Annotated in this window: 15 protein-coding genes and 3 tRNA genes; 11 read left to right on the top strand and 7 right to left on the bottom strand. The window is 32.6% G+C overall.

Going from position 1 to position 16,022, the window contains the following annotated elements; all coding sequences use genetic code 11:
- Nucleotides 1-10 precede the first annotated feature (10 nt).
- From EV214_RS05735 to EV214_RS05695, 9 genes are all read left to right on the top strand, one after another.
- Nucleotides 11-2,008: a DHH family phosphoesterase gene (locus tag EV214_RS05735; protein ID WP_132243629.1), complete on the top strand. Its 1,998-nt coding sequence runs from the start codon at nt 11-13 to the stop codon at nt 2,006-2,008.
- Nucleotides 2,005-2,451 carry a 50S ribosomal protein L9 gene (rplI, locus tag EV214_RS05730; protein ID WP_132243627.1) on the top strand — a complete coding sequence of 149 codons (447 nt, stop codon included), beginning with the start codon at nt 2,005-2,007 and terminating at the stop codon, nt 2,449-2,451. Before EV214_RS05735 ends, rplI begins: the two co-directional genes overlap by 4 nt.
- A gap of 72 nt (nt 2,452-2,523) precedes the next feature.
- A complete protein-coding gene (gene dnaB, locus EV214_RS05725; RefSeq protein ID WP_132243625.1) occupies nt 2,524-3,858 on the top strand; it encodes a replicative DNA helicase in 1,335 nt (444 codons plus the stop codon).
- Nucleotides 3,859-3,951: 93 nt separating this feature from the next.
- Nucleotides 3,952-4,455: a ferritin family protein gene (locus tag EV214_RS05720; protein WP_132243623.1), complete on the top strand. Its 504-nt coding sequence runs from the start codon at nt 3,952-3,954 to the stop codon at nt 4,453-4,455.
- A gap of 4 nt (nt 4,456-4,459) precedes the next feature.
- Nucleotides 4,460-5,662, top strand: coding sequence for an NAD(P)/FAD-dependent oxidoreductase (locus EV214_RS05715; protein ID WP_132243621.1), 1,203 nt, complete (start codon nt 4,460-4,462; stop codon nt 5,660-5,662).
- A 172-nt stretch (nt 5,663-5,834) separates the two neighbouring features.
- Complete coding sequence (locus tag EV214_RS05710; protein ID WP_165916257.1) at nt 5,835-6,464, top strand: GNAT family N-acetyltransferase; 630 nt, start codon at nt 5,835-5,837, stop codon at nt 6,462-6,464.
- A gap of 115 nt (nt 6,465-6,579) precedes the next feature.
- On the top strand, nt 6,580-6,789 hold the full coding sequence (locus EV214_RS05705; protein ID WP_132243617.1) for a DUF1858 domain-containing protein: 210 nt from the start codon (nt 6,580-6,582) through the stop codon (nt 6,787-6,789).
- Between the two features lie 212 nt (nt 6,790-7,001).
- Nucleotides 7,002-8,288, top strand: a complete 1,287-nt coding sequence (locus tag EV214_RS05700) for an adenylosuccinate synthase (protein ID WP_132243615.1) — start codon at nt 7,002-7,004, stop codon at nt 8,286-8,288.
- Between the two features lie 234 nt (nt 8,289-8,522).
- Nucleotides 8,523-9,341, top strand: a complete 819-nt coding sequence (locus EV214_RS05695) for an EFR1 family ferrodoxin (protein ID WP_132243613.1) — start codon at nt 8,523-8,525, stop codon at nt 9,339-9,341.
- Between the two features lie 57 nt (nt 9,342-9,398).
- On the opposite strand, the gene phaC is transcribed toward EV214_RS05695, so the two are convergent.
- From phaC to EV214_RS05660, 7 genes are all read right to left on the bottom strand, one after another.
- Complete coding sequence (gene phaC, locus EV214_RS05690) at nt 9,399-10,475, bottom strand: class III poly(R)-hydroxyalkanoic acid synthase subunit PhaC (RefSeq protein ID WP_132243611.1); 1,077 nt, start codon at nt 10,473-10,475, stop codon at nt 9,399-9,401.
- 13 nt (nt 10,476-10,488) lie between these two features.
- Nucleotides 10,489-11,559 carry a poly(R)-hydroxyalkanoic acid synthase subunit PhaE gene (locus tag EV214_RS05685; RefSeq protein ID WP_132243609.1) on the bottom strand — a complete coding sequence of 357 codons (1,071 nt, stop codon included), beginning with the start codon at nt 11,557-11,559 and terminating at the stop codon, nt 10,489-10,491.
- 31 nt (nt 11,560-11,590) lie between these two features.
- Entirely contained in the window at nt 11,591-12,010 is a 420-nt protein-coding gene (locus EV214_RS05680) for a MaoC family dehydratase (RefSeq protein ID WP_207669632.1), read from the bottom strand.
- Nucleotides 12,011-12,209: 199 nt separating this feature from the next.
- Nucleotides 12,210-12,950, bottom strand: coding sequence for a beta-ketoacyl-ACP reductase (locus EV214_RS05675; RefSeq protein WP_132243605.1), 741 nt, complete (start codon nt 12,948-12,950; stop codon nt 12,210-12,212).
- 293 nt (nt 12,951-13,243) lie between these two features.
- A tRNA-Thr gene (locus EV214_RS05670) sits at nt 13,244-13,318 on the bottom strand.
- A 190-nt stretch (nt 13,319-13,508) separates the two neighbouring features.
- Nucleotides 13,509-13,583: transfer RNA gene (locus EV214_RS05665), tRNA-Thr, on the bottom strand.
- A gap of 5 nt (nt 13,584-13,588) precedes the next feature.
- Nucleotides 13,589-13,664: transfer RNA gene (locus EV214_RS05660), tRNA-Lys, on the bottom strand.
- Nucleotides 13,665-14,115: 451 nt separating this feature from the next.
- On the opposite strand from EV214_RS05660, the gene EV214_RS05655 reads away from it, so the two are divergent.
- Both EV214_RS05655 and EV214_RS05650 read left to right on the top strand, forming a co-directional pair.
- Complete coding sequence (locus EV214_RS05655) at nt 14,116-14,787, top strand: response regulator transcription factor (protein ID WP_132243603.1); 672 nt, start codon at nt 14,116-14,118, stop codon at nt 14,785-14,787.
- The gene (locus EV214_RS05650; RefSeq protein ID WP_165916256.1) at nt 14,775-15,932 is read left to right on the top strand and encodes a HAMP domain-containing sensor histidine kinase; all 1,158 of its coding nucleotides are present in this window, start codon (nt 14,775-14,777) and stop codon (nt 15,930-15,932) included. The genes EV214_RS05655 and EV214_RS05650 overlap by 13 nt, the downstream gene beginning before the upstream one ends.
- The last annotated feature ends 90 nt before the right edge of the window (nt 15,933-16,022 follow it).

Below are 16,022 nucleotides of genomic sequence, written 5' to 3'. Positions count from 1 at the left end.
AGTGCCGAATATGAAAAATAAAAGGTTAAGCAAATTATTAATACCCGATACAAAAATACATTTAGGGATCATGACCTTATTGGTAATGATTATTGCATACTATAATTTGATTATAGGAAGTATAGGTATTTTTGTGATGGTGTATTTTGTATATTATAATTGGAAAGCACAGCATGATAGAAAAGAAATGTGGACAAAGTATATTGAAAATTTATCATCTGATATTGATTCTGTTACAAGACATGCAGTATTAGAATTGCCCATTTCTTTGTCAGTAATTGAGTTTGACGGAAGTATTAGTTGGTATAATTCAAAGTTTTCAGAGATGCTTGATACAAAAGATCTTCTAGAAATGAATATTGAAGATTTGATTCCAGGTTTGCAATTAGATGGGATTCTACAAGATAAAGAAAACATGGTAGTAGAGGTAACGATTGATAATACGCATTATAAAGTTGTGCATAATATTGTGAAAACACATACAGAAATGGATGAAAGATATATTATCATGCTGTACTTTATAGATATTACCAATTTTAATAACCTCAAAGTGAAGTATAATGAAGAAAAGCCTGTTATTATGTTTGTACAAGTGGATAACTATGATGATGTACTAAAAAATACAGAAGAAGCAAATAAACCTTTGGTCATAGCAGAAATAGACAGATGTATAGGGCTTTGGAGTGCAAATATGAATGCATTGATACAAAAATATCAAAAGGACAAATATATTATATTTTTAGAAAACCAGAATTTGGAAATTTTAGAGACGAAGAAATTTACCATTTTAGATGAAATAAGAGAAATTCAAGTAGGAAATCAAATTCCTATAACGCTTAGTATAGGGGTTGGGGTAAATGGAAAAAATCCAGCCCAATTAGATGCGTATGCAAGAGCAGCTATGGATTTAGCTTTGGGCAGAGGCGGAGATCAAGCGGTTGTTAAAAAAATTCGCGATCTGAACTTCTATGGCGGAAAGACAAAAGCCGTTGAAAAAAGAAATAAGGTAAGAGCAAGAGTGATTGCGCATGCACTAAGACAATTAATCGATCAATCTAAAGACGTTGTGATCATGGGGCATAAATTTCCAGATATGGATAGTTTAGGGGCAGCTTTAGGGGTATATAGGGCTGCAAAAAATAGAGGAAAAGATGCATATATTGTGTTAAATAGTGTAAATGAATCGATTAGAAATTTATATGATAGAATTAAAGAATATGAGGAATATAAGTTTATTACCAGTGAAGAATTCTTAAATAGAGTAAGTAAAGATACACTCGTAGTGGTAGTAGATACACATCGGCCAGGATTTACACAATGTCCACAGGCACTTGATAAAGCCGATCGCATTGTGTTGATTGATCATCATAGAAGAGGTGCAGAATTTATTGAGAATGCAGTTTTGACCTATTTAGAACCTTATGCTTCATCTGCATGTGAATTGGTTTCTGAAATCCTTCAATATATGTATGATAAAATCAATATTGAAAAGATTGAAGCAGAGGCACTTTTGGCTGGGATTACTGTAGATACAAAAAACTTTTCATTTAAAACAGGTGTGAGAACTTTTGAAGCGGCTTCTTGGTTAAGAAGAGCAGGCGCAGACACAACCAATGTAAGGCAACTATTTCAAGATGATTTGCATACATTTGTGGCGATTGCAGATGTTGTGAAAAATGCACAAGAAATTGGAAATAACATTGCATTATCTGTTTGTTCGAAAGGAATTGAAAATACTTCTTTAGTTGCAGCCCAAGCAGCTGATGAACTTTTAAATATTAGAGGGATTACTGCATCTTTTGTTTTGGGAATACGTGACAATGATGAGATCATCATTAGTGGAAGGTCTTTAGGAGATATAAATGTACAAGTGATCTTGGAAAAATTAGGTGGTGGTGGGCACCTAACAGTGGCAGGAACGCAATTGAAAAATCACACTATAGAAGAAGCTACATCTGTGCTAGAAAAAGCAATTGACGAATATTTTGAGGAAGGTGAAGAATTATGAAGGTAATTTTATTAAAAGATGTAAAAGGTTTAGGAACAAAAGGTGCCGTTGTGAATGCTAGTGATGGTCATGCAAGAAATTTTTTAATACCAAGGGGACTCGCAAAAGAAGCTACAACGGGGAGTATGAAGGTGTTAGAAAAGCAAAAATCAGCACAAGAAAAGAAAAAACACGAAGAATTAGAAGAAGCGAAAGCACTAGCTGAGAAACTTTCTAATTTGACGGTTAAATTAAAAGGAAAAGCTGGAGAAGGCGGAAAATTATTTGGATCTATTACTTCTAAAGATATTGCAGAGGGACTAGCGAAACAACATAAAATCAAAATAGATAAGAGAAAAATTCAATTAGATACGTCCATAAAAACATTAGGTGCACTATTTGTTGAGATAAAAGTTTATCCAGAAGTGACAGGGAAAATGAAAGTAGAAGTTTTGGAAGCATAAATATAAAACAAAAATTTCAAGACCAGCAGAGAAAAATGCTGGTCTTTATAATACGTTAGGAAAGGTGATGAAATGGAATATTTAGGAAGAATCCCGCCCCATAATATAGATGCAGAACAATCTGTGCTAGGATCTATGATTCTTGACAAAGATGCTATTATAATGTCTGGGGAACTGATTCGTGGAGAAGATTTTTACAAAGAAGCCCATAGAGAGATTTATGATGCTATATTAGAACTGTATAATAGAGATGAGCCAGTAGATCTTGTAACCCTTTCAGAAGAATTGACCCAAAGACAGACATTAGAAGCCATAGGGGGTATTAGTTATTTAACGAGTCTTTCTTCTGCTGTACCCACTACTACAAATGTAAAATATTATGCGAAGATTGTTGAAGAAAAATCTATATTAAGAAGACTCATAAAAGCTTCTTCAGAAATATTGGACAAAGGCTATCAAGCAGAAGAAGAAGTAAATTATATTTTAGATATGGCAGAAAAAAATATTTTTGATATTTCTCAAAAAAAATCTCAAGAAGGATTTTCAAAAATTAAAGAAGTATTATTAGAAAGTTTTGATAAGATAGAAGAATTGTATCAAAGTGAAGGTGGTATTACAGGGCTGACTACAGGGTTTGCAGATATAGATATGAAAACGTCAGGTCTTCAAAAATCCGATTTGATTTTGGTTGCTGCAAGACCGAGTATGGGAAAGACTGCTTTTTCAATAAATGTAGCCCAAAATGCAGCGATTCAGTCAGATGCATCTGTTGCCATATTTAGTCTTGAGATGTCAAAGGATCAGCTTGTACAGCGTATGTTAAGCTCCGAATCTCTTATAGAAATACAAAAGATAAGAAATGGAACACTAAATGAAGATGAATGGCCTAGACTCGCAAAGGCAATGGGACCTTTAGGACAGGCCAAAATTTTTATTGATGACACACCTGGAATTACGGTTATGGAAATGAAGGCCAAGTGTAGAAGATTGAAAATGGAGCAGGGACTAGATCTAATATTAATAGATTATTTGCAGTTAATGTCTGGAGATGGCAAAACAGAAAGTAGGCAGCAAGAAATATCGCATATTTCTCGATCGCTAAAAGGATTAGCTAGGGAAATGGATTGTCCTGTAATTGCTCTATCTCAGTTATCTCGTGCACCAGAGCAAAGAGCGGATCATAGGCCTATTTTATCAGATTTAAGAGAATCTGGCGCCATTGAGCAGGATGCAGATATTGTTATGTTTTTATATAGAGATGACTATTATCATCCAGATAGTGAAAAGAAGAATATTGGGGAGCTGATTATTGCAAAACAGCGTAATGGTGCAACGGGAACAGTAGAGTTAGCATGGTTAGGACCATTTACAAAATTTGCAAATCTTGATAAATATAGAGAAGAATAAGGTTTAAAAGAATTATTTTTGGGGTATGAATGATTTGTAAGCATTAGAATCTATAAGAATAGTTAGTAGATATTATTAGAGGAGGAATCAATCATGCACATTAATAATTTTAGTGAATTAGAGATATTAAAGATTGCCAAAGGAACGGAAGAAGCGGGATATACATTTTATAAAAAAGCTGCTGAAAAATTTAATGATGAAGATATAAAAAAAATGTTTGAATATTTAGCAGCAGAAGAAATGGATCATGTAAAGACTTTTCAAAGGATCTATGATCAGGTTGCAGAGAAATTAGCAGGAAAAGATTTAGAAGAATATTTATATGATGAGACAACATCAGCGTATTTAAGAGCGATTAGTGAGACTGCTGTTTTTAATACAAATGGATTAACAAATCATAAAATTGACCAAACCCATAGTGTGAAGGATGCACTCCTCATAGGGCTTCAAGCTGAGAAGGATGCGATTCTTTTTTATGAAGCGGTATCAAAAAATACAAAACTAGAGATGACACGAAAAGTATTAGATAGACTGATTAAAGAAGAAATGAAGCATTTGCATAAATTTAAAAGTCTACTGGATGAATTAGTGGGGTAATAACATGGAAAAAAAAGAAAACATATATGTCATCATTGGAAATGGGATTGCAGGACTAACAGCAGCAGCAGAAATTAGAAAAGCAGATGAAACAGCTATTGTGAAAATAATTAGTCAAGAAAATTACCTTACTTATTATAGAGTAAAGTTATCTCATTATATTAGTAAAGATTTTGAGCCGAAAGAATTATTTATTCATGATGAAAATTGGTATAAAGAAAGAGAGATTGAATTAATATTAGGGAAAAAAGTAAAAAGAATTGATGCAGAAAATATGCATGTGGTATTAGTGGATGATAAAGAAGTGCCATATGATAAATTACTCATTGCGAATGGCAGTAGTGCTTTTGTACCACCAGTTAAAGGGAAAGAAAAGGCAGGAGTATATGCCCTTAGAAGCTTAAAAGACCTTATGAAGATTCAAGATTATCTTAAAGATTGCATCGAAGTAGCCATTATAGGTGGGGGCTTATTAGGAATGGAAGCTGCATGGGCACTAAAAGAGAGAGGTCTTAATGTACATGTTATTGAATTTTCACCTTATTTATTACCACGGCAATTGGATGAAGAATTAGCGACCTTTGTAAAAGAAAAGCTAGAGGAAAAGGGATTAAATATTCATATAGGTGCGGCAACGCAGGAGATTATTGGAAATACTAAGGCGACAGGTGTAGGCATAAAAGATGGACGCATTATTAATGGTGAGATGATTTTGTTCTCTACCGGGATACGACCAAATATAAATATTGCAAATGATACAAAAATAAAAGTAGATAAAGGGATTTTAGTAGATGAGGCGATGGAAACATCTATTCCAAATATTTATGCAGCAGGAGATATTGCACAAATAAGTGATGGCGCTATGGGACTTTGGTCTGTAGCCATGGATCAAGGGAAAGTAGCGGGAATGAATATGGTAGGAAACAAAACCAGTTATAAGCCTGTACAGCCTGCCACATTGTTATCGATTGGTGGATTTTCTTTATTTTCTATGGGTGTAATCGATAAAGAGAAGGAAACGATTGCTTTCAAAAATAAAGAAGTATTTCATAAATTATTTACTGAAAAGGGAAAACTAGTGGGTGGTGTACTAGCAGGTGATACTAAAAAGATGGTAAAGCTAAAAAGAGCCGTAGCGGACCAAATTGATTTACAAGATATGATGGATAAAGGGTTGGATGCATTAGAAATTATTAATGAATGGTAGAAAATTTTAAAAATCAACTTTGATAATTTTCCAAAGTTGATTTTTTTATACATCTTTTTGGTATGTAATGCATAAAAATCATTAGATATAAGTTATAATGACGATAGATTATAAAAATTTAAATTGGATGAATAGGCTATTTTATGAGTAAATGTTCACAGGGGTGGCGGGTATGAATATAAGGGGAGAAAAAGTTAGTATAAGAAAATTGATTCGGGAAGATGTGGATAAAATGCAGTGTTGGTCTATGCATGAAGACCCTTTATATTTTCACTATGATTTTCCAAAATTAAATCATGGACAAAGGGATGAATGGTTTAAAATAAAAACAAAAAAATTCAGGAAAAAATGTTTTGCAATAGAAAATGATAAAAGTGAAGTGGTAGGATATATTTGCATCAGAAATATAAGATGGATCAAACGAGAAAGCGAATTAGGGATTGTTCTGGATGCAAAACATATGAATCAGGGATATGGTACAGAGGCAATTCTTTTATTTTTAGATTATTATTTTAACAAACTTAAAATGAAATCCATTCTACTGAGAACAGCAAAGTATAACAAAAGGGCAATTCGCTGCTATACGCGTTGTGGGTTTATAGCAATAAAGGAAAGTCTAGATGAATTTGAGGATCAATATGCAGAAATATTTTATAATCCTTTATATAATCATTTAAAAGGAATGTTTACTATTACAGATGAAATAAGAAAAACAGATTATATTCATATGATTGTTAAAAAAGATGAATTTTATAAAAAAATAAACCATGTGCCTACAAAACTATTTGTATCTGCTAAATAATTTCGTGTAGGCGTAATAAATTTTAAAAAGTTCTGTGATGATAAATGTTTGTTTTTTCATAAAAAGTGGTATAATGTTAAAAGAGTTGTTAAAAATGAAGAAGGAGGATGAAAACATGGCAAAAATAACAAAAGACATGATTATAGCAGATGTATTACAAATGGATAGAGGGGTAGCCCCAATTTTTATGAGACATGGATTAACTTGTCTAGGATGTCCCGCATCTTCAATGGAAAGTATTGCAGATGTTTCAGTAGTGCATGGTATGGATCCAGAATTATTACTTAAAGATTTAAATGAGTATTTTGAAAGCAAAGAAAAATAGAACTTTCATTTTTCAATGACTAATTTACACCTTTCGATTATGAAGGGTGTTTTATTGTTTTAGATATAAATGTTTCCCACGAATAAAAAAGAAAGAATGGACATAAATATTCGTATTTTATTGACTTATAAAAGTGGTTCTGGTACTATAAGGTGTATATGTTCGTAAAAAATAATATTTTTTAAATAAATTTTCAAAGGTAGGTGGCTTTCATGTCAACAGTTGTAGTTGTTGGAGCCCAATGGGGAGACGAGGGCAAAGGAAAAATCATAGATTATTTAGCAGGTGAATCAGATGTAGTCGTAAGAGGTCAAGGAGGAAACAATGCAGGGCATACGGTTGTTGTTGGAGATAAAAAGTATGCACTACGTTTAATTCCATCAGGGATTTTATATCCTGAGACCATTAATGTAATTGGTAATGGTGTCGTATTTGATCCAGGAGGTTTTTTAAAGGAAGTTGAAACACTACAAGCAAAAGGAATTTGCACAGATAATATAAAAATTAGTGATAGAACCCATGTGATCTTTCCATACCATAAGATTATTGATACATTAGCAGAAACTGCGCGTGGGGGAGAGATGATCGGTACAACAAAAAATGGAATCGGTCCTTGCTATATGGATAAAGTAGAGCGATCAGGGATTAGAATTTGCGATTTGATGGATAAGGAAATATTTGTTGAAAAAATCTCTAAGCAAATTGATAGAAAAAATGAAATCATTGAGAAGATTTATGGTGGAGAAAAGTTAGACAAAGAAGAAGTTGTTGCTACTTATTTAGATTATGCAGAAAAAATTAGAAAATATGTAGATGATACCACTGTAATTGTTTATGATGAAATCAAAAAAGGAAAAAAAGTATTATTTGAAGGTGCTCAAGGAACATTACTTGATATTGATTTAGGAACATATCCTTATGTAACGAGCTCACATCCTATTTCAGGTGGATTTGCTGTTGGGGCAGGAATTGGACCAAACATGATTGAAGAAGTAGTAGGGGTAGTAAAAGCCTATACAACAAGAGTTGGAAAAGGACCTTTTGTTACAGAACAAGATAATGAAATAGGGGATAAAATCAGAGTAGCTGGAAATGAGTTTGGAACTGTAACAGGTAGACCAAGAAGATGTGGATGGTTTGACGGAGTAATGGTAAAATATGCTGCCCGTATTAATGGGATCACAGCCATATCTATCATGCTATTAGATGTATTAACAGGACTTGAAGAATTAAAAATTTGTACAGGGTATAAATTAGAGGAGCAAGTGATCGAACACTTCCCAGCAAGTCTTGAAAAATTAGCAAAATGTGAACCTATATATGAAACACTCCCTGGATGGACAGAAGATATAACAAATTGCACAACGTACGAAGCATTACCAGAGAATGCAAAGAAGTATTTAACAAGAATTGAAGAATTGGTAGGCGCACCAATCAAAATCGTATCTGTTGGACCAAAGAGAAGCCAAACGATTGTAAGAGAAAAGATTTTTAAATAAAGAAAAAGATATGAGCAATGGCTCATATCTTTTTTTATTCTTTAGAAAATGATAAAATTTAAAAAGGAAGGACAACTTCTTTGATGAAGTTACCATTTGGTTTAGATGTCCCCAAAGTAGTAGATCGTGGAATAATTTGTATGATTTAAGTGCAAACAGCAGTATAATAAATGAGTAATAAACATTAAAAACATATTGAAATTAATAATAGAATATACCATAGGGGGCTTAGTTATGGATAAAAAAATAAATAGTATATACTTTAGTGCTACAGATACAACAAAAAAGATTGTATCTGAAATAGCGAAGAAAATTTCAGAGAATATGGACGATGAAATAACTACAAATAATATTGATTTTACATTACCAGAAGCTAGAAAAGAACCTGTCTCTTTTACAAAAGAAGATGTTGTAATCATAGGGGTCCCAGTTTACGCAGGAAGGGTTCCCAATGTATTACTAAAATATCTAAACACGATTGTGGGCAATGGTGCATTCGCAATTCCTGTAGTTGTCTATGGGAACAGAAGCTATGATGATGCTTTAATAGAACTAAAAGATCTTCTTGAATTAAATGGTTTTAAAGTAATTGCAGGGGGTGCATTTATAGGAGAACATTCATTTTCTAAAATACTTGCTAAAAACAGACCGGATGAAAAAGATATGGCGATCGTAAGCGATTTTGCCAATCGAATCTATACAAAATTAACAACGCAAGACGAAATACAAAGTATAGCTGTGAAGGGGAATCAACCTTATAGGAAACATTATATGCCTAAAGATAGAGCGGGTAATCCTACGGATATTAGAAAGGTTACGCCAAAGACAAATCGCAATTGTATGGATTGTAAACTTTGTGTAAAGGTCTGTCCTATGGGTTCTATTGATGAAAGGGATGTATCTAGATTAAATGGCATTTGTATTAAATGTGGGGCCTGTATTAAAAAATGTCCTACCCATGCAAAGTATTATGATGATGTCAATTATCTAAGACATAAACATGAATTAGAAATCGATTGTGCGCAGCGAAGAGCGCCAGAAATTTTTATATAAAAGAAAAAACCTTGCAAAAGCAAGGTTTTTTAAATGTTGTGTTTTGAAATGATTTTTCTAGTTTGATCGATCGATTAACCACTTGGCTAATTTAGGACTCATTTGTTTTTGCGATTTACTACTTACATACATACCAATATGACCTACAGGGAAAGAACACAGCTCTTTATCTTTGCTTGAGATCAAATCATTTAATGCTTTACTAGAAGCAGGACTAACCAAGTGGTCATATTCTGCATAAATATTTAATACAGGCATATTGATATTTTTCAAATTGACTTTTTTATCTCCAACTTGTAGGGTCCCTTTTACAAGTTTATTTTCTTGATATAAGTCTTTCACAAATTGTCTAAGGGTCTCTCCTGCCTGACCGGGACTATCAAATACCCACTTTTCCATTTTCATGAAATTTTGAACCAATTCACGTTGATCGATATTTTCAAAAAGATTTACGTATTTATCTAACATTAATTGAAAAGGCTTTAACATTAAATACCCAGAATTCATTAAAGCACCAGGTAAAACACCATAGGTGTCTACCATATTATCTATATTCAAGTGTTTTCCCCATTTGAATAATAATCCTTCTGTTACATCAAAGTCAATTGGCGTAACCATTGTAACGAGATTTTTAACTTTTTCTGGATAAATGGATGAATAGATGGTAGAAAAAGTACCGCCTTGGCAAACACCTAAAACATTGAGTTTATCAACTTTTTCAGACTCACGAATATGATCTACTGCATTATTAATGTACTCATTGATATAATCATCCATTGTAAGATACATATCTTCTTGTGTTGGATATCCCCAGTCTATAATATACACATCTAATCCTAATTGAAGCAAATTCTTTATCACGCTACGATCTTGTTGAATATCCATCATATATTGACGGTTTACTAATGCATAAACAATTAATGTAGGCACTTTACATGGATTTTTAACCAATGGCTTGTAATGGTAGAGCTTCATTTTGTCTTCTTGGTATACAAGTTCTTTGGGTGTTGTGTCTGAATCAGAATCAGTATCTTTTGTATCTAAGAAATTTTCCATTCCTTTCATAAACTTTTTTTGAAGATCTAAGCAATCTTCAATTGATTTTTCTATATCTATTCCAAAAGGCGAATACATATGTTAATCCCTCCTATAATCCCATTTCATTGGTATTGTTATTTTTAGCAAGATTTTTCATTTCTTTGTTTAAGTTTTTAATTTCTTTCTTTAAGTCATAGACTGTTTTATAGAGGCTCTTCATATCACTCATTTTTGGAAAGGGTAAAAAATCCAATTGTTCCTCAAAAAATTTATCTGTATTCTGTTTTAAAATAAGTCCTGCATCGACAACTTGGCTCAGTAGTTTAGAAAAATCATCTGTTTTAAAAAGATTTGTATAGGCTGCTTCATTTTCTTGCCACCAATATTCATAGAATTCTTTGAAAGTTTTCGGGTGTGTACCTTTTGTTAGCATACTTTGATATTCTTTCATGATATGTTCCATGGTTTCCGTTCCTACTTTATAAATGGTTACAAAAAACTCATTTACTGTATTCGTATAGCTTATAAAGGCATCTGCACGATTCATCTCATTTTCAAAATGTTCTTTCCCAAGCCCTAGTGCAGGAATATCAAAAAACTTACCAAATGTCTTTTCATAATTCTTTCTATAAAGTTTTACATAATCAAGGAAAGCATCTTGATCTCCCGTAAAACTTTTTCCAAGCAAGGATTGGGATGCGCTAAAGTTATTTAGCCATGGCGTATAAAAATTTTTACTCGTATTCAAATACATTTGATAGGTATCGATAGGATCTTTTAGTAAGTTTTGGACAGAATCGGGTAAAAAGTTCATAAAATGATTAGATAGCATTTTTGTATATTCTTTTTGCCAATGACTATAAAACTTATCTAATGGGGCTTTATCATTTTCTAAAATCAAGTTATTCCAAAATTTGTAAAGGTTTTGATATGTTTCTAAGGCACCAAGCATACCGTGTGAAGCAGTATTTTCTTTCATAAAATTTATATTTTTTGAAAAAGCATCATAACTTGCATTTGTCCACTGATTAAAAAAGTCCATTGGATTCTTTTCGGTTATAGGATCAGTATTTTTTTCCTCCCTATTTGGCATAAAACTTTTTTGCCACGTATGAAGCATGTTTTTTTGAAATTCAAAATACTGATCCATAAAATTGCTGTCGGATTGTTGTGTACACATAAAAAATCCCCCTTATATCATTAAGTTTTAATTAAGCATCCATTTTTTTAACAATCGCTTCGCCAATTGAAATTTCATTTCCCAATTGATTTGTAACAACTGTTTTTAAAATGATGAGTTTTTTTTCATCTTTTTTTTCTTTTACTTCTACAGTTGCGGTTAATTCATCCCCTATAAAGGCGGGTGCCACAAACTTTGAATTTTGAGATAAATAAAGGGTATTCATCCCAGGCAATTTCGTCCCTAAAACAGCGGAAATTAGTGAGTTTGTGAGCATTCCATGGACAATCCTTTTTTTAAATCTAGTTCTAGCAGCAAAGTCAGAATCAAGATGGATGGGATTGAAATCTCCTGTGATATCTGCAAAGCTTGCAAGATGACCTTCTTCTATAACCTTAGAAAAACTCGCTTTGTCCCCTATACATATTTGTTCATAAGGCATATCTTGCATAATTCCTCTCCTTTCTAATAAATACTTTTGTTGTTTTTTTTATAAACGAATTCAGCTACAAGACCATACTATGAACAAAAGTATATGGTTATGCATAAAATTTTAAAAAATAATAGTAAAATTTTATCCAATATAGAAATAAACTGAACCTATATTTTAAGAGGTTCAGTTTAAATTCCATAATAAACGCAATAATATGTTATAGCACAACCCCGCCATCGACACTCAATACAGTTCCAGTAATAAAGTTTGCTTCATCTGATGCAAGAAATAAAAAAGCATTGGCGATATCAATTGGCTGGGCTAATTTTTTTAATGGAGATTTTTCTCGGATCATGGTTAGTACCTTTTCAGGCATTTTTTGGACCATGGGTGTTAGGGTGAAACCTGGAGCTACTGCATTTACCCTTATATTATAGCGTCCTAACTCTTTCGCCCATGTTTTGGTCATGCCAATGACACCCCACTTTGAAGCAGCGTAGTTTGTTTGACCAAAATTTCCATAAATCCCTACAACAGAAGAACTATTTAATAGTACACCGGATCCCTGCTGCTTCATTATTTTAGCAACCCCTTGCCCACAATTAAATACCCCTTTTAGATTCACATTTATTACCTTATTCCATTGTTCTTCAGTCATTTTTTCTAATTTAGCATCTGCCGTAATCCCTGCGTTGTTTATCAAGATATCTATTCTTCCATATTTACTTACTATATCATGTATCATTTGATCTACTTGTTCCCTATTTGTAACATCAACATCTTTCCCTGTAGCTTCTCCAGCTGCTGCTTTAATTTTGCTTACAACTGTATTTGCATCAGATCCGTTTTTATCTACTACAACTACGCTAGCACCTTCTTGTGCAAATCTTAAACAAGTAGCTTCCCCTATACCGCTTCCTCCGCCTGTAACAATCGCTACCTTGTTTTTTAATCTCATATAATTTCCCCCTTTGAGTTAGGGATAATCTAAAAATAAGTACCCTAATCTAGCTGGGTATTCTAATTATTTTTTTATTATCCCTTAAATTATTTTCTGCTATTATATTGTATAAAATACTTATTGCAACCATCACTTCAATTTATGTTAATCTATATATAAATGTGATATAAATTTTATTTTTATATTCTAGCATTTACTTTTTCTTAGGTCTGATCTTGAAAATACATAGAAATTTTACTGCAAAATCCAAAAATAAAAAAAATCTTGCAAAAGCAAGATTTTTTTGTTTTTGGAGCTAGTGAAGGGAATCGAACCCCCAACCTGCTGATTACGATTCAGCTGCTCTACCGTTGAGCCACACTAGCAAATATTGTATATTGTCACAATTATATACTACAAAAATATTTAAGATCTGTCAATGATTTTATGAACGTTAGATACGAATAGAAAACATCAAAAATTGATCATGTAACATAACAAGATAAGAGCATGAGATAGGTTTCAAAAAATAAAAAAGAAGCATAAGAATCCTTGTCTTACACCTCTCTTTTCTAATGGAGCTGGCGAAGGGAATCGAACCCCCAACCTGCTGATTACAAGTCAGCTGCTCTACCGTTGAGCCACACCAGCAAATATGGTGACCCATCCGCGGCTCGAACGCGGGACACCTTGATTAAAAGTCAAGTGCTCTACCAACTGAGCTAATGGGTCGTTTTTGTTGACTACAGTTATATATATTACATGAAAAGTCGACAAATGTCAACAAAAATCCATGGATTTTTTTATTTTTGTATGGTTTATATAATATTAAGCGAATATGCTAGTAAATCAAAATCGCCAAACTTCCGGCTATGCCAGGGGTAGTTTTGACTATGACCAATCTCTGATATCTTTTATCCATCGTTATGGAGGCTTATTCTATTTTCTAAATAAAATGTTCCTTAATTTGCCTTAATTATTACTTTATGTTATTATTCTCATATTAATTGCAAAATTCACCGTATATTACGTTAGACTTTTTTATGTAAACAGGGATTTGTTTCCTATAAAGGAGACAAAACGATCATAATAAGTTATATATCCGAAATACAAGTAATAGAATTGAAGAATAAATGCTAGAATAAAGAAAGGCAATAAGTACATATTGAATAATGGTGAGTATATGAATAAAATATTAGTCGTTGATGATGAACTAGGAATATTGAACTTTATAAAATTATACTTTATTGATAAAGGATATGAGGTTTTTGAGGCAAGCTGCGGGATAGAAGCATTACAGAAGCTATGTTATGAACCTGATATTATTTTACTGGATATTATGATGCCTGATATTGATGGCATTGAATTATGTCAATTAATTCGAAATAAGGTAGCATGTCCAATCCTGTTTCTATCTGCAAAGGTAGAGGAGCAAGACAGAATCAGAGGACTAGCCGTAGGAGGCGATGATTACATATTAAAACCATTTTTTATAGCCGAACTTTATGCGCGTGTAGAAGCGCATTTGCGCAGGGAAAAGCGGCAAATATCAAATACAACAATTAAATATTATGGGAAGTTGTGGATCGATTATATGGCAAAACAAGCGGGTTATAGCGATGAAGTTATCAATCTTACAAAAAAAGAGTTTGATATCGTTGAATTGCTTTCTACGAACAAAGGTCAGGCGTTTTCAAAAGAACGAATTTATGAACATGTCTGGGGCTATAATGCTGAAGGTGATGCTGACGTCGCAGTGACAGAACATATTAAAAGAATTCGCAAGAAATTTGAAAGGGTAGAAGCAGAATGTATCGAGACAATCTGGGGGATAGGATATCGATGGAAAAAATAAAACGTCATTCTATTATTATTAGTTTAATATTATATTTTGGGATTGGTTTACTAGTGGCAGAAGGTATTTATCTTGGTATTTCTAGATGGATTGACTCGACTATGATAAATCTACTTAATCCCAAACCGGATGCGCTCATTTTACAAGGAAATATGCTTGTTACTCTTTTTAATGATGGAAATACATATGAAGGTATTTCTTCTATAACTGATCCGAAATTATTTCAACTGTTAAAGATTGTTAAATCTGTTATGCCCATTGTAATCTTTGGTCTCAGCATTCTACTTGTAGCATTAAGATTTTATAGGGTTAAGCTAAAAAAGCAGTTTGATTTATTGCAATATGGTATGGAAAAGATCTCAAATCAGGATCTTAATTTTAAGCTAGAGAGTAGTAGAAAAGATGAATTAGGACTTCTATGCAATTCCTTTGAACGCATGCGTGAGGATCTTCAGAATACATTTCAAAAATTATGGAATGCAGAAGAAAAACAAAATTTACTATTACGAGCTTTTTCACATGATTTACGCACACCACTAACAATCTTAAAAGGAAATAATGACGTAATCCGATGTTTGCTTGACAATGAGAATCAAAAAGGAAATATCAAAAAATCTCTTACTTTATCCGATGATGCGATTAAAAGAATTGAGTTGTATTCAGAAGCATTGAAAAATTTTAAAGATATTGATCAGTGGGAAGTAAAAATTACTTCTGTTAATTTATTGAAATTTAAAGAGAATCTAATCAGCCAAAGCAAGATATGGGAAACAGCGTTTAATAAAAAATTTGAAGTGGAAAGCAATACCGAAGAAGTATGTAAATTCGACCCTGTTTTATCTCAGCTAATGCTAGATAAAATTATAGAAAATGCTATACGGTTTGCGAAAAGCAAGATAAAAATCAAAATAAATTTACATAATAATGTGTTAATTTTTATAATTGAAGATGATGGGGATGGATTTAGTCCTGAAGCAATAAAATATGCTACCGACATTTTCTATAGTACAGACAAAGCAAGAGGTCATTCTGGCATGGGACTGGCAATTGCCAATCGGCTCCTTGGTGTTTATAATAGCAATTTGGAAATTGGTAATATAGAAAGCGGTGGAGCAATCGTATCTTTTTCTATTAAAATCGAATAATATTCATTTTTATATTATAAATCCTCGATCAATTCAGAAAAGTATAGAATTCGTATAGACTTATTTAATATATTATTATTATCATAAACG

The organism is Marinisporobacter balticus (assembly GCF_004345705.1).
Lineage (GTDB): Bacteria > Bacillota > Clostridia > Peptostreptococcales > Thermotaleaceae > Marinisporobacter > Marinisporobacter balticus.
The sequence above is the reverse complement of the archived record's forward strand: the minus strand, read 5'-3'. Positions and strand labels throughout refer to the sequence as shown.

Bases quoted from the DNA above. Each gene is read 5' to 3' on its own strand.
- EV214_RS05735 (WP_132243629.1), top strand. From the start codon at position 11: ATGAAAAATAAAAGGTTAAGCAAATTATTAATACCCGATACAAAAATA.
- rplI (WP_132243627.1), top strand. From the start codon at position 2,005: ATGAAGGTAATTTTATTAAAAGATGTAAAAGGTTTAGGAACAAAAGGT.
- dnaB (WP_132243625.1), top strand. From the start codon at position 2,524: ATGGAATATTTAGGAAGAATCCCGCCCCATAATATAGATGCAGAACAA.
- EV214_RS05720 (WP_132243623.1), top strand. From the start codon at position 3,952: ATGCACATTAATAATTTTAGTGAATTAGAGATATTAAAGATTGCCAAA.
- EV214_RS05715 (WP_132243621.1), top strand. From the start codon at position 4,460: ATGGAAAAAAAAGAAAACATATATGTCATCATTGGAAATGGGATTGCA.
- EV214_RS05710 (WP_165916257.1), top strand. From the start codon at position 5,835: ATGAATATAAGGGGAGAAAAAGTTAGTATAAGAAAATTGATTCGGGAA.
- EV214_RS05705 (WP_132243617.1), top strand. From the start codon at position 6,580: ATGGCAAAAATAACAAAAGACATGATTATAGCAGATGTATTACAAATG.
- EV214_RS05700 (WP_132243615.1), top strand. From the start codon at position 7,002: ATGTCAACAGTTGTAGTTGTTGGAGCCCAATGGGGAGACGAGGGCAAA.
- EV214_RS05695 (WP_132243613.1), top strand. From the start codon at position 8,523: ATGGATAAAAAAATAAATAGTATATACTTTAGTGCTACAGATACAACA.
- phaC (WP_132243611.1), bottom strand. From the start codon at position 10,475: ATGTATTCGCCTTTTGGAATAGATATAGAAAAATCAATTGAAGATTGC.
- EV214_RS05685 (WP_132243609.1), bottom strand. From the start codon at position 11,559: ATGTGTACACAACAATCCGACAGCAATTTTATGGATCAGTATTTTGAA.
- EV214_RS05680 (WP_207669632.1), bottom strand. From the start codon at position 12,010: ATGCAAGATATGCCTTATGAACAAATATGTATAGGGGACAAAGCGAGT.
- EV214_RS05675 (WP_132243605.1), bottom strand. From the start codon at position 12,950: ATGAGATTAAAAAACAAGGTAGCGATTGTTACAGGCGGAGGAAGCGGT.
- EV214_RS05655 (WP_132243603.1), top strand. From the start codon at position 14,116: ATGAATAAAATATTAGTCGTTGATGATGAACTAGGAATATTGAACTTT.
- EV214_RS05650 (WP_165916256.1), top strand. From the start codon at position 14,775: ATGGAAAAAATAAAACGTCATTCTATTATTATTAGTTTAATATTATAT.